The sequence below is a fragment of the Burkholderia sp. 22PA0099 genome (assembly GCF_047497165.1).
Classification (GTDB): Bacteria; Pseudomonadota; Gammaproteobacteria; order Burkholderiales; family Burkholderiaceae; genus Burkholderia.
In genome coordinates this window covers 1,506,117-1,518,511 of the sequence record NZ_CP163165.1, presented here as the reverse complement: position 1 = coordinate 1,518,511, position 12,395 = coordinate 1,506,117, and the positions used below count along the sequence as shown (strand labels likewise).

The 12,395-nt window shown below is 67.0% G+C and carries 14 protein-coding genes; 3 read left to right on the top strand and 11 right to left on the bottom strand.

Annotated features, from left to right (window positions below; genetic code table 11):
- The 9 genes from bamC to AB4851_RS22255 all read right to left on the bottom strand — a co-directional run bounded on the left by bamC (position 1) and on the right by AB4851_RS22255 (position 8,308).
- Positions 1-1,143, bottom strand: a complete 1,143-nt coding sequence (gene bamC, locus AB4851_RS22295) for an outer membrane protein assembly factor BamC (protein WP_414451474.1) — start codon at positions 1,141-1,143, stop codon at positions 1-3.
- 109 nt (positions 1,144-1,252) lie between these two features.
- The gene (gene dapA, locus AB4851_RS22290; protein WP_414451473.1) at positions 1,253-2,155 is read right to left on the bottom strand and encodes a 4-hydroxy-tetrahydrodipicolinate synthase; all 903 of its coding nucleotides are present in this window, start codon (positions 2,153-2,155) and stop codon (positions 1,253-1,255) included.
- A 44-nt stretch (positions 2,156-2,199) separates the two neighbouring features.
- Positions 2,200-2,805 (bottom strand): class I SAM-dependent methyltransferase, encoded by a 606-nt coding sequence (locus AB4851_RS22285; protein WP_414451472.1) that lies wholly within the window; start codon positions 2,803-2,805, stop codon positions 2,200-2,202.
- 8 nt (positions 2,806-2,813) lie between these two features.
- The gene (locus AB4851_RS22280) at positions 2,814-4,016 is read right to left on the bottom strand and encodes a tryptophan--tRNA ligase (protein WP_414442492.1); all 1,203 of its coding nucleotides are present in this window, start codon (positions 4,014-4,016) and stop codon (positions 2,814-2,816) included.
- Between the two features lie 9 nt (positions 4,017-4,025).
- On the bottom strand, positions 4,026-4,685 hold the full coding sequence (locus AB4851_RS22275; protein WP_414451471.1) for a site-2 protease family protein: 660 nt from the start codon (positions 4,683-4,685) through the stop codon (positions 4,026-4,028).
- A gap of 73 nt (positions 4,686-4,758) precedes the next feature.
- Entirely contained in the window at positions 4,759-5,394 is a 636-nt protein-coding gene (locus AB4851_RS22270) for an L-threonylcarbamoyladenylate synthase (RefSeq protein WP_414451470.1), read from the bottom strand.
- An 87-nt stretch (positions 5,395-5,481) separates the two neighbouring features.
- Positions 5,482-6,312 (bottom strand): 3',5'-nucleoside bisphosphate phosphatase, encoded by an 831-nt coding sequence (locus AB4851_RS22265; RefSeq protein ID WP_414451469.1) that lies wholly within the window; start codon positions 6,310-6,312, stop codon positions 5,482-5,484.
- A gap of 126 nt (positions 6,313-6,438) precedes the next feature.
- Entirely contained in the window at positions 6,439-7,335 is an 897-nt protein-coding gene (locus tag AB4851_RS22260) for an alpha/beta fold hydrolase (protein WP_414451468.1), read from the bottom strand.
- A 103-nt stretch (positions 7,336-7,438) separates the two neighbouring features.
- On the bottom strand, positions 7,439-8,308 hold the full coding sequence (locus AB4851_RS22255; protein WP_414451467.1) for a ferritin-like domain-containing protein: 870 nt from the start codon (positions 8,306-8,308) through the stop codon (positions 7,439-7,441).
- Between the two features lie 192 nt (positions 8,309-8,500).
- On the opposite strand from AB4851_RS22255, the gene AB4851_RS22250 reads away from it, so the two are divergent.
- From AB4851_RS22250 to AB4851_RS22240, 3 genes are read left to right on the top strand one after another with little or no spacing between them, the layout of a single operon-like run.
- On the top strand, positions 8,501-9,025 hold the full coding sequence (locus AB4851_RS22250; protein ID WP_414445622.1) for a gamma carbonic anhydrase family protein: 525 nt from the start codon (positions 8,501-8,503) through the stop codon (positions 9,023-9,025).
- 36 nt (positions 9,026-9,061) lie between these two features.
- Entirely contained in the window at positions 9,062-10,012 is a 951-nt protein-coding gene (hslO, locus tag AB4851_RS22245; protein WP_414451466.1) for an Hsp33 family molecular chaperone HslO, read from the top strand.
- A 45-nt stretch (positions 10,013-10,057) separates the two neighbouring features.
- The gene (locus tag AB4851_RS22240; protein WP_414451465.1) at positions 10,058-10,438 is read left to right on the top strand and encodes a hypothetical protein; all 381 of its coding nucleotides are present in this window, start codon (positions 10,058-10,060) and stop codon (positions 10,436-10,438) included.
- 101 nt (positions 10,439-10,539) lie between these two features.
- Here AB4851_RS22240 and ftsB read toward each other — a convergent pair whose 3' ends face one another.
- On the bottom strand, positions 10,540-10,962 hold the full coding sequence (ftsB, locus tag AB4851_RS22235; protein ID WP_414451464.1) for a cell division protein FtsB: 423 nt from the start codon (positions 10,960-10,962) through the stop codon (positions 10,540-10,542).
- 85 nt (positions 10,963-11,047) lie between these two features.
- Positions 11,048-12,331, bottom strand: a complete 1,284-nt coding sequence (gene eno, locus AB4851_RS22230) for a phosphopyruvate hydratase (RefSeq protein ID WP_414442501.1) — start codon at positions 12,329-12,331, stop codon at positions 11,048-11,050.
- Positions 12,332-12,395: the final 64 nt, after the last annotated feature.

The following is a 12,395-nucleotide window of genomic DNA, read 5'->3' as shown; positions in this document are numbered from 1 at the left end:
TCAGTTCAGTTGCGTGTGGAGCAGCGTGATGATGCGCTGCGCGTCGGTCGAATTGTCGGCCTGGCCGTTTGCATCGACGACGGCCACCTGCGTCTTCGCGTCGCCGGTGGCACGCACGCTGACGAAGTATTCCTTGCCCTGCTTGGCGGCCTTGGCGTGGCCGTAGAACAGCTTGCCGAGCAGGCCGTCGCCCTTCAGCTCGTCGGCCGAATTCGCGTAGCGGACCATGTACACGCCCTTGGCGCGATCGCGGTTGTCGACGGCGAAGTTGGTGCGATCGAGCGCGAGGCCCACGCGCAGCCAGGCGCGATCGACGGATTCGGCCAGATCGAGCGTGGCCGCGCCGGAGCTGTCGACCACGGTGGCCGGCGCCGTGGCGGAGCGCGCGTCGGTCAGCAGTTGCTTGGCCTGGGCATCGGTCAAGCCGAACTTCTCCATCAGCTTGGCCAGGAACACCGCTTCGAGCACCGGGTTGCGCGGACGCTCGACCCAGCGCGACGAATCGCCGCCCTGCGGCCCCGTCAGCACTTCTTCCATCGCGCTGTGCGTGATCGAGATGTCGGTCGTGCCGTTGCCGCCACGCGTGACGAGCGTGCGGAAGCTGTCGCGCGTGCCCGACGAATAGGCGAAGTCGATCACGCGGCCGATGCTGCGGCGGAACCAGTCGTCCGGAATGTTGGCGCGATTCTCGGCCCAATCGGTGCTGAGGATGCCGGTTTGCGGCGCGTCGGTTTTCAGGGCGAAGCCGTTGTCGGCCCAGAATTCCTTCAGTTGCGGCCACAGCTGTTCCGGCGTGCGGCCATCGACCACGAGCCAGCGGCGATCGCCATCGCGCTCGATGTGCATGCCGTACGGATCCTGCGCGCTGGGCTGCCCTTCCGTGGAATTGCCCGCGGCCGTCACGGCGCGCTGCGGCAGCGAACCGAGGCCCGCATTGGTCGGCGGCGCGACGTAGGACGGGCTGACCGGCACGGCCGTCAGATCCTTCGGCACGGCCAGCGGCGGCGCCGAGCCGGTCGACTTGTAGTTGACACGGTCGGGCGCGAAATAATCGTTCAGCGTGTCGCAACCGGCCAGCGCGCCAAGCGCAAGCGCCACCACGGACGCCTGGACGGCGCGAGAGGAAAAGGCGAAATGTTTCATGAAATCCTTCGTCTTGCTAAACGCGTGACACGCGCAATGCCGGCGGGCCGGGGTGAAATCGGGTGGGTCGGGAAGCACGGACGGCCGCGGGCGCGGCCATCCGGATCGGTCAAACGATGCCGGCTTCGCGCAGCGCGCCGCGCACGACATCGTGGAAGCGCTCGTCGAGCGGCGTCAGCGGCAGGCGGATGCCGCCGCGAATCTTGCCCATTTCCTGCAGCGCCCATTTCGCGGGAATCGGGTTCGCCTCGGCAAACAGGTGCTTGTGCAGCGACAGCAGCTTCATATGGATTTCACGCGCGGTTTTCGCGTCGCCGGCGATCGCGGCGCGGCACAGCTCGCTCATCGCGCGCGGCGCGACGTTGGCCGTGACCGAGATGTTGCCGTGGCCGCCGAGCAGCATCAGCGCGATCGCGGTGGGATCGTCGCCGCTGTAGATGCCGAAGCCCTGCGGCGCGGCCTTGATCAGGTGCGCGGCGCGCTCGAGGTTGCCGGTGGCATCCTTCACGCCGACGATGCCCGGCACCTCGGCGCAACGCAGGATGGTTTCGTTGGCCATGTCGGCCACCGTGCGGCCCGGCACGTTGTACAGGATCACCGGCAGGTCGACCGCCTCGGCGATCGCACGGAAATGGCGATAGATGCCTTCCTGCGTCGGCTTGTTGTAGTACGGCACCACCTGCAGCGTGGCGTCGGCGCCGACCGACTTGGCCTGGCGCGACAGCTCGATCGCCTCGGCCGTGGAATTGCCGCCCGCGCCCGCGATGATCGGGATGCGCTTGGCGGCGTGCTCCACCGCCGTCTTGACCGTCTGGATGTGCTCGTCGACCGACAGCGTGGCCGATTCGCCGCTCGTGCCGACCACCACCAGTGCATCGGTGCCTTCTTCGATATGCCAGTCGACCAGCTTGCGGAAGGCCGGCAGATCGAGGCTGCCGTCTTCGAGCATCGGGGTCACGATCGCGGGCATGCTGCCGCGGAATTGAATGCCGTCTTGGGTGCCGTTAGCCATGAAACGCAATGAAAGTAAACTCAATAAACGTCGATTGTAGCGGATTACCCGAGCAGTCCGTAACGCGGGAATCCCTCCCCTTGATCGCGCACCGCGCAGATCCGCTGGACGAAGGCGGGCCGCCCCTGGTCCGTGAAGCCGTCCTCGAAACCGATCACGCGCAACTCGCCGCGTACCGCGTCGAGCAATTCGCCCGGCGTGAGCAGGAATGCGGGATTGGACGGCTTTCCGAGCGTTTCGTTGCCGCGCGCGAAAGTTTCGTAGAGCAGGATGCCGCCCGGTGCCACCGACGCCACCAGGCGCGGCAGCAGCGGGCGATGCAGGTAGTTCGTGACGACCACCGCCGCGAAGCGCGCATCGCCGGCCAGCGGCCACGGCGCACCTTCGAGATCGGCCGCGCGCGCCTCGACGCCGCCGATGCCGGCCAGCGCATCGAGCGCCACCGGATCGCGGTCGAGCGCGAGCACCGGATGGCCGCGCCCGGCGAACCAGCGCGCATGCCGGCCCTGCCCGGCCGCCACGTCGAGCACCGCGCCGCCGGGCGGCACCAGGTGCGACCAGGCGGCGACCCAGCGCGACGGCGCGCCGGCCGCGTGCGGCTCGGCGGTGCCTGCGTGGGCAGCCGGCGGGATCGGCGTGGTGGTGGTCATGCCGCGGCTCAGTTGTAGGACAGGCCCATTGCGTCGCGCACGTCGCGCATCGTCTCGACCGCGTGCTTGCGCGCCTTGTCGCAACCGTCCGCGACGATCGCGCGCAGCAGCGACGGATCGTCCATGTATTTCTGCGCACGCTCCAGCATCGGCTGCTGTTCGCGCAGGATGCCGTCGACCACCGGCTGCTTGCAGTCGAGACAGCCGATGCCGGCCGTCTTGCAGCCCTGCTTCACCCATTCGCGCGTCGAATCGTCCGAATAGACGAGATGGAATTGCCAGACCGGGCACTTGTCCGGATCGCCCGGATCGGTGCGGCGCACGCGCGCCGGATCGGTCGGCATGGTGCGGACCTTCTTCGTGATGGTTTCGGCATCTTCGCGCAGGCCGATCGTGTTGCCGTAGGACTTCGACATCTTGCCGCCATCGAGGCCCGGCATGCGCGAGGCCTCGGTCAGCAGCGCCTGCGGTTCGACCAGGATGATCTTGCGCGAGCCTTCGAGATAGCCGAACAGGCGTTCGCGGTCGCTCATCGACAAGCTTTGCGATTCCTGCAGCATCGCGCGCGCTTGTTCGAGCGCCTCGTCGTCGCCTTCCTGCTGGTAGGCGTTGCGCAGCTCGCGGTACAGCTTGGCGCGCTTGCCGCCGAGCTTCTTGGCGGCTTCCAGCGCCTTTTCCTCGAAATCCGCCTCGCGGCCGTACAGGTAGTTGAAGCGGCGTGCGATTTCGCGCGTCATCTCGACGTGCGGCACCTGGTCCTCGCCCACCGGCACCAGCGAACCGCGATACAGCAGGATGTCGGCCGCCATCAGCACCGGGTAACCGAGGAAGCCGTAGGTGGAAAGATCCTTGTCCTTGAGCTTCTCGATCTGTTCCTTGTAGGTCGGCACGCGTTCGAGCCAGCCGAGCGGCGTGCTCATGCCGAGCAACAGCGCCAGCTCCGCATGCTCGGGCACCTTGCTCTGGATGAACAGCGTCGCCTGGGTCGGATCGATGCCGGACGCGATCCAGTCGATCAGCACTTCCCAGACGTTCTTTTCGATGACCTCGGGCGTTTCGTAGTGCGTGGTCAGCGCGTGCCAGTCCACCACGCAGAAGAAGCACGGATACTCGGACTGCAGCTTCACCCAGTTCTTCAGCACGCCATGGTAATGGCCGAGGTGAAGCGACCCGGTGGGACGCATGCCGGAAAAGATACGATCGGGGAACATGTTTGTGTTTTAGAAAAGCGATGCAATGGGAGACAGGATGGCCCGCACGATGCTGTAGCCGATGCCGACGCCGGGCTGCAGCCAGTACTTCGACAGCACGCCGGTCATGAGCAGCAGCAGCACGATGATGAAGCCGTAAGGCTCGACCCTCGAAAGCGCGATCGATTGCTTGGGCGGCAGCAGCGCCGACAACACGCGCCCGCCGTCGAGCGGCGGCAGCGGAAACAGGTTCAGCACGCACAGCACGAGGTTCACGCCCACGCCGGCGCCGGCCATGCGCGTGAAGAACGCCTCGTCGACGTCGCCGGCGGCCAGGCCGACCGCGACCAGGCCCCAGATCAGCGCCTGCACGAAATTGCAGGCCGGGCCGGCGGCCGACACCCACAGGCTGCCCCAGCGCGGGTTGCGCAGGTTGCGGAACGCGACCGGTACCGGCTTGGCATAGCCGAACAGGAAGGCCCCGCTCGTCAGGAAATACAGCGCGATCGGCATCACGATGGTGCCGATCGGATCGATGTGGCGCGCGGGATTGAACGAAACGCGGCCGAGCGCGTAGGCGGTGTTGTCGCCGAGCAGGCGGGCGGCGTAGCCGTGTGCGGCCTCGTGCAGCGTGATCGCGAAGATCACGGGCAAGGCGTAGACGACGATCGTCTGAATCAGGTTGTCCATAGCGCGATATTGTAACAAGCGGAAAATGACGGACGCGGAAAACCGGCGGCGCGCCGCTGCGTTCGGGTCGGAGTCAGGCGTTGGCGCTCAGGCCGAACGGTTCGAGCGCACCGCGGCCGGCTCGCACCAGCACCGGCTCGTCGCCGCTCAGGTCGATCACCGTGGACGGCTCGCGCGGGCATGCGCCGCCGTCGATCACCAGATCGACCTGCTTCTCCAGGCGTTCGCGAATTTCCTCGGGATCGTTGAGCGGCTCGTCGTCGGACGGCAGGATCAGCGTGGTGCCGAGCAGCGGCTGACCGAGCGCCTCCAGCAGCGCCAGGGTGATCGCGTGATCCGGCACGCGCAGGCCGATGGTCTTGCGCGACGGATGCGACAGCCGGCGCGGCACTTCCTTGGTGGCCTGCAGCACGAACACGTACGGGCCGGGCGTGACCGACTTGATCAGCCGGTACTGGTGGTTGTCGACCATCGCGAAATTGGCCAGCTCCGACAGGTCGCGCACCAGCAGCGACAGCAGTTGCTTGTCGTCGAGGCCGCGGATGCGGCGCACACGCTCCACGGCGGTCTTGTCGTCGAGATGGCAGGCCAGCGCGTAGCTCGAATCGGTCGGCATCGCGATCACGCCGCCCTGCCTGACGATCTCGGCCGCCTGGCGCACCAGCCGCGACTGCGGGTTTTCCGGGTGAATCCTGAAGAACTGGGACATGGACTGTGTGGGGAGTGGATCGTCGGCCCGCGCGTGCGTTGCGCGTTGGGGGGCCAGGCCGCGCCGGGATGCGCGCGGCAGCGGGGGTCAAAGCCAGCGTTCCCAGACCGGTTTCAGGTCCGGCGGCAGTGGCGGCAGGCTGCCAAGCTCGATCACGCTCTCGCCCGGCGCATGGAAATCGGAACCGCGCGACGCCTCGAAGCCGTAGCGGCGCGCCACGTCGGCATATTCGCGATATTGGTCGGGCGTGTGGCTGCCCGTGACGACCTCGATCGCCCGCCCGCCCAGACCGATGAATTCGCCGAACAGCGCGCCGAATTCCACCGGCGTGAACGCATAGCGGCCCGGGTGAGCGATCACGGCCTCGCCACCCGCCTGCTGGATCCAGCCGACCGCGTCCGACAACTTGGCCCAGCGGTGCGGCACGCAGCCAGGCTTGCCGTCGCCGAGATAGCGCGCGAACACGTCTGACGTGGACGCGGCATAGCCGGCCTCGACCAGATAACGCGCGAAGTGGGTGCGGGAAATCAGTTCGGGATTCGACACGAAGCGCAGCGCACCTTCGTAGGCACCCGGAATGCCGATCTCGGCGAGCCGCTCGCTCATTTCCTGCGCGCGCGCCGCACGGCCGTTGCGGGTGCGATACAGCCCGTCGACGAGCGCCGGATGGGCCGGATCGATATTGAGCCCGACGATATGCACCGTGCGTGACGCCCACGTGACCGAAATCTCCACGCCGCACAGGTAGCGCATGCCGAGCGCCTGCGCCGCCTCGCGCGCCACCGCCTGGCCGCCGATCTCGTCGTGATCGGTCAGCGCCCACAGCGTCACGCCCGCCGCGTGCGCGCGCTGCGCGACCTCGGCAGGTGTCAACTGGCCGTCGGAGACGTTGGAATGGCAGTGCAGATCGGCGTTCATCGTCGGAATCGGGTACATGCAGGCATTCTACTGCAACGCCGCAATCCGGCGGTCGCGCCGATCCCGGATAGGGCCGCCATGCCCGGGTGAAACCGGGGCCGCATGCGGCCCGGATTCAGGCTGAAATCAGGCGCAGAACGCCTCGATCAGCGCGGCGACCTGCTCGGGCTGGTCGTGATGGACCATGTGGCCGGCGTCCTCGATGGTCTTCTCGCGCCAGTCGGGGAACGCGGCGAAACGCGCCTTGAATTCGTCGAGCGGGATCTTGCCGGCCAGGAAGCGCAGCGTCGGCGAATCGACCGCCTCGATGTGCAGCACCTTGGCGCGCACCTTCGACCACACCGCCATCACCTCGTCGAGCCGGTACAGCAGCGGGCCGGCCTGCTTGTGGGCGGGATCGGCAAGCAGGTGAAAGCGGCCGTCGGGATCGCGGCGCGACCAGTAGCCGGCCAGGAACGCCGCACGCGAGGGCGCGAGGCGCGGGTTGGTCTTGATCAGGCGCGCGGCGACCTCGTCGAGCGAGGCGTAGCTGGCCAGGTGCGGCGGCTCGCGCAGCTCGTCGAGCCAGCCGGCCAAGCGCAGCGGCGCCTGCGACGGCGGCGGCGGCGCGAGGCCGAAGCCTTCGAGATCGACCACGCGGCGCACCCGCTGCGGCCTCACGCCGGCGTACAGGCACACCACGTTCGCGCCCATGCTGTGACCGACCAGGTTGACTTCGCCGTCCGGCGTGTAGTGATCGATCAGCGCTTCCAGATCGGCGAGATAGTCCATGAACCAATACTGGCCGCCGCCCTGCGCCGCCACCGGATAGTCGGACAGCCCGAAGCCGCGCGCGTCCGGCGCGATCACCTGCCAATCGCCCGCCAGCGCGTCGACCACGAACTGGAACGATGCGGCGACGTCCATCCAGCCGTGCAGCATGTAGAGCGTCGGCGCGCCGGGCCGGCCCCAGCGGCGTACGTGCAGGCGCGTGCCGCGCACGGTCACGAATTCGGAGAGGGAATCGGTGCTGATCTGGGTCATTGCGGCCACCAAAAAAGAATGATCGTTCGATTATATCGATGCCGATGGCAGCCGGTGCTGCGCAACGTCGCGCCGCGGACGCGTGTCGAGCCACCTCTCTAGGTCAAGCCGATGGTCGGGCCCCGGCCACGGGCGGCGGATCGCGATCCTGCGCGACCAGCGCGTCGAGTTCGGTCTCGTCGAAACCGGCATCGCGACGCGCCTCGAAATTGAACGGCCCGCGCAGGCGCGGCGCATGATATTGCGCGGCCAGTTGCAGGTAGGCCGGATGCGGTTCACGCCCCGTTTGCGCGCACAGATGACGAAACCACCGGTTGCCGATCAATACGTGGCCGATCTCGTCGCGCAGGATCACGTCAAGGATCGCCGCCGACGCCTCATCGCCCGACTGCGCGAGCCGCGCCCGGATCGGCGGCGAGGCATCGAGGCCGCGCGCCTCCAGCGTGCGCGGCACCAGCGCCATGCGCGCCAGCACGTCGCCGGCCGTGCGCTCGCACATTTCCCACAGCCCGTCGTGCGCGGGGAAATCGCCGTAGACATGGCCGAACTCGCCCAACCGCTGCGCCAGCAGCGAATAGTGATGCGCCTCCTCGGCGGCCACCTTGAGCCAGTCGGCGTAGAACGCCTCGGGCATGCCGGGAAAGCGCCACACCGCGTCGAGCGCGAGATTGATCGCGTTGAATTCGATATGGGCCAGCGCGTGCAGCAGCGTGGCGCGCCCTTCGGGCGAGCGCATCGAACGGCGCTTCAGCAGGCGCGGTTCGACCAGTTCGGGGCGCTCGGGGCGGCCGGGCAAGGCCGGGGGCACCTCGAAGCGACGTGCCGGGTCGATCCGTGCGCGGCCCGCCAAGCCATCGGCATGCAGCGCGCGCACCTGCGCGGCCTTCGCGACGGGATCGGTTTCGAGCAGCGCGGCGAGTGCGGCGGTGCGCAGGCAGGGCAAGGTTTCGGACGGGAAATTCGGGTCGGACATGAATACGACGCTGGCGACAGCGAAGCGGTGTGCGCGATCAATTCACGCAAGCATTTACAATAGCGGATTACGGTGCGTTCGGCCGCTGCCCGTTTCGCGCGCGGCGGCCACGGCAACCCGGCCCGCACGGCCGCGCACATTGTACCGGCGCCATACGGCGCCCCACCCTGCAGGTGCCCCCCAGGAGACAACGTGACCATCTACAAGCTCGGCGAAGACGCCCCGACCATTCATGAAAGCGTGTTCGTCGCGGATAGCGCGGCGATCATCGGCAAAGTGGTGCTCGAGGAGAACGCCAGCGTCTGGTTTGGCGCGACGATCCGCGGCGACAACGAGCCGATCGTGGTCGGCGCCGGCAGCAACGTACAGGAAAGCGCGGTGCTGCACACCGATCCGGGCTGCCCGCTGACGATCGCCCCGAATGTGACGATCGGTCACCAGGCGATGCTGCATGGCTGCACGATCGGCGAGGGTTCGCTGATCGGGATTCAGGCGGTGGTCTTGAATCGTGCGGTCATCGGCCGCAACTGTCTGGTCGGCGCCGGCGCGGTGGTCACGGAAGGCAAGACCTTCCCCGACAACTCGCTGATCCTGGGCGCGCCGGCAAAGGTCGTGCGCACGCTGTCCGACGAGGACATCGCGGGCATGCACGCGAACACGCAAAACTACGCGCAGCGACGCGCGTATTTCAAGGAGCAGCTCGTGCGGATCGGCTAAAGCCGTCCGCCGCACTCCGCCAATCGAGGAACCGAAGTGAGCGACCAGCTACAGAAATTCATGTTCAACACGGCGCCGGTGCGCGGCGAGATCGTCTCGCTCGGCAGCACCTGGCGCGAAGTCCTGACGCGTCGCAGCTATCCGGCGCCCGTGCGCCACATTCTCGGCGAGATGATGGCCGCCTGCGCGCTGCTGTCCGCGAACCTGAAGTTCAACGGCACGCTCGTCATGCAGATCTACGGCGACGGGCCGGTCAAGATGCTGGTGGTGCAGTGCAGCTCGGACCTGTCGATGCGCGCCACCGCCAAGCTGGCCGATTCGACGGCGGCCACGCTCGGCGACGACATGTCGTTCGTCGATCTGCTCAACGTCAGCGGCCATGGCCGTTGCGTGATCACGCTCGACCCGTCCGACAAGCAGCCGGGCCAGCAGCCGTACCAGGGCATCGTGCCGCTCAACGATCACGACGGCCCGCTGCAATCGGTTGCGCAGGCGCTGGAACACTACATGCATCACTCGGAGCAGCTCGACACGCGGCTCTGGCTCGCGGCCGACAGCGACCGCGCGGTCGGCATGCTGCTGCAGAAGCTGCCCGGCGACGGCGGCATCGTGCCGGCCGCCGACGAGCAGGACGCCGACACCTGGGAACGCGTCTGCACGCTCGGCAGCACGCTGACGTCGAAGGAATTGCTCGAAACGGAACCCGAGACGGTGTTTCGGCGTCTGTTCTGGCAGGAGAACGTCCGTCACTTCGAACCGGCCAGCACGCGCTTCCAGTGCACCTGCTCGCGCGAGAAGGTGGGCGGGATGCTGCGCATGCTGGGCCGCGAGGAAATCGACGGCGTGATCGAGGAGCGCGGCCACGTCGAGATTCATTGCGAGTTCTGCAACCAGCGCTATGAATTCGATCCGGTCGATGTCGAACAACTGTTCGCGACGCCCGCGTTGGGTGCCGGCGTCACGCCGGCAAGCGATCAGCGTCACTGAGCAGCACGCGGCGGCACCGCCCGCCCGCGCCGAGGGAGAAGCATCATGAGCATCCGATCCATTCGCCAACTGCCGCTGCCGGCCTCGGTATCGGCCTCGGCCGCCCTGGCCGCCGTATTGGCGGCCACGCTGCTCGCGGGCTGTGCGGTCGCGCCGCCGTCCACGGTGCTGAGCCGGCTGCCCGATGGCCAGCCCGGTGCCGCCGCGGCCCAGGCTCGGCCGCTTACGCCCGCGGAAAAGCAGCGCTACGACGCCATCGACAAGCAGGTGCTGCGCGAGCAGGACGAGGTGATGTCGGCCGAAGCCGCCGCGCGGGCCGCTTATTACGCACCGGCACCGGTCACCGTCTATGGCGGCTACTACGGGGGCTGGAACAACGGCTGGGGTTACGGATACGGCTATCCGGGCTGGGGATGGGGCTGGTAAGACTCATCCGGCCGTGGGTTCTGGCCTTCCGCTCATGCGCGCTTGCTGAAAAAAACGCGACCTATTGGTCGCGTTTTTCTTTGGCTGCCGCCGTTCCCGCCTCACTCGTGATGCGCCGCGCGGCCGTGATGACGTTCGGGCTTGGCGCGCGACACCGGGTTCGGCACGACACTGACCGGTGCACCGGTGGTCACGCCGTGATTGGTCAGCGACGCCGTGGAATTCTGATTCGGCACCATCGGCGCCGGCGAATTCGGCGAGACGAACTGCACGAACACTTCGCCGTCCTTGATCATGCCCATCTCGTAGCGCGCGCGCTCCTCGATGGCGGCCGTGCCGCTTTGCAGATCCTGCACTTCGCCGGCAATGCGCTCGTTGCGCAGCTTTTCGTCCGCGTTCTTCTGCATCTGGTCGACCAGCTCCTGACGCAATTCGTGCACGCGCAGCCAGCCGCCATGTCCCCACCAGAGTGGGTACTGAATCAACACCAGCAAGGCGATCAGAACGACAGTGACAAGCCGCATGTACGAGCCGCAGATATAAGAAGCGCCGCTTCGCGAGGGTCGCGAAGCGGCGTCACGGAGGACAAGTCCGGATAGTAGCGCGTTATCAGCGCAGGTTGTAGAACGCCGACTTGCCCGGGTAGCTGGCGATATCACCGAGATCTTCCTCGATGCGCAGCAACTGGTTGTACTTCGAGATGCGGTCGCTGCGCGACAGCGAGCCCGTCTTGATCTGGCCGGCGTTCAGGCCCACGGCGATATCGGCGATCGTCGAATCTTCCGTTTCGCCCGAGCGGTGCGAGATCACGGCCGTGTAGCCGGCGCGCTTGGCCATTTCGATGGCGGCGAACGTTTCGGTCAAGGTACCGATCTGGTTGATCTTGATGAGGATCGAGTTGCCGATGCCCTTCTCGATGCCTTCCTTCAGGATGCGCGTGTTGGTGACGAACAGGTCGTCGCCGACCAGTTGCACCGTCTTGCCCAGACGATCGGTCAGCAGCTTCCAGCCGTCCCAGTCGCTTTCGTGCATGCCGTCCTCGATCGAGACGATCGGGAACTTGTCGGCGAGCGTGGCCAGGTAGTCGGTGAATTCGGCCGACGACAGTTGCAGGCCTTCGCCGGCCAGTTGGTACTTGCCGTCGTGATAGAACTCCGAGGCCGCGCAGTCGAGCGCCAGCAGGACGTCTTCACCGGCACGGTAGCCGGCCTTCTCGATCGCCTGGATGATGGTCGACAGGCATTCGTCGTTGCTGCCGAAGTTCGGTGCGAAGCCGCCTTCGTCGCCGACGGCCGTGCTCATGCCGCGATCCGACAGGATCTTCTTCAGCGCGTGGAACACTTCGGCGCCGCAGCGCAGCGCTTCGCGGAACGTCGGCTGGCTGACCGGAACGATCATGAATTCCTGGATGTCCAGGCTGTTGTTGGCGTGCGCGCCGCCGTTCACGATGTTCATCATCGGCACCGGCAGCTGCATCGCGCCCGAGCCGCCGAAATAGCGGTACAGCGGCAGGCCGGCTTCTTCGGCGGCAGCCTTCGCGACGGCCATCGACACGGCCAGCATCGCGTTCGCGCCGAGGCGCGACTTGTTGTCGGTGCCGTCCAGCTCGAGCAGCGTCTTGTCCAGGAACGCCTGCTCCGACGCGTCGAGACCCATGATCGCTTCGGAGATTTCCGTATTGATATGCTCGACCGCCTTCAGCACGCCCTTGCCGAGATAACGGCCGGCTTCGCCGTCGCGCAGCTCGATCGCTTCGCGCGAGCCCGTCGACGCACCCGACGGCACCGCGGCGCGGCCCATCGTGCCCGATTCGAGCAGCACGTCGCACTCGACGGTAGGATTACCGCGCGAATCCAGAATCTCGCGGCCGATGATATCTACGATTGCACTCATGATTTCCTCTGAGGATGACGATGGATTCCGTCGTGATGGCTGTGACGGCGGAGCAGACCTTGCT

Excerpts from the sequence above, each read along its gene's own strand:
- bamC (WP_414451474.1), bottom strand. The coding sequence starts at position 1,143 with ATGAAACATTTCGCCTTTTCCTCTCGCGCCGTCCAGGCGTCCGTGGTG.
- dapA (WP_414451473.1), bottom strand. The coding sequence starts at position 2,155 with ATGGCTAACGGCACCCAAGACGGCATTCAATTCCGCGGCAGCATGCCC.
- AB4851_RS22285 (WP_414451472.1), bottom strand. The coding sequence starts at position 2,805 with ATGACCACCACCACGCCGATCCCGCCGGCTGCCCACGCAGGCACCGCC.
- AB4851_RS22280 (WP_414442492.1), bottom strand. The coding sequence starts at position 4,016 with ATGTTCCCCGATCGTATCTTTTCCGGCATGCGTCCCACCGGGTCGCTT.
- AB4851_RS22275 (WP_414451471.1), bottom strand. The coding sequence starts at position 4,685 with ATGGACAACCTGATTCAGACGATCGTCGTCTACGCCTTGCCCGTGATC.
- AB4851_RS22270 (WP_414451470.1), bottom strand. The coding sequence starts at position 5,394 with ATGTCCCAGTTCTTCAGGATTCACCCGGAAAACCCGCAGTCGCGGCTG.
- AB4851_RS22265 (WP_414451469.1), bottom strand. The coding sequence starts at position 6,312 with ATGAACGCCGATCTGCACTGCCATTCCAACGTCTCCGACGGCCAGTTG.
- AB4851_RS22260 (WP_414451468.1), bottom strand. The coding sequence starts at position 7,335 with ATGACCCAGATCAGCACCGATTCCCTCTCCGAATTCGTGACCGTGCGC.
- AB4851_RS22255 (WP_414451467.1), bottom strand. The coding sequence starts at position 8,308 with ATGTCCGACCCGAATTTCCCGTCCGAAACCTTGCCCTGCCTGCGCACC.
- AB4851_RS22240 (WP_414451465.1), top strand. The coding sequence starts at position 10,058 with ATGAGCATCCGATCCATTCGCCAACTGCCGCTGCCGGCCTCGGTATCG.
- ftsB (WP_414451464.1), bottom strand. The coding sequence starts at position 10,962 with ATGCGGCTTGTCACTGTCGTTCTGATCGCCTTGCTGGTGTTGATTCAG.
- eno (WP_414442501.1), bottom strand. The coding sequence starts at position 12,331 with ATGAGTGCAATCGTAGATATCATCGGCCGCGAGATTCTGGATTCGCGC.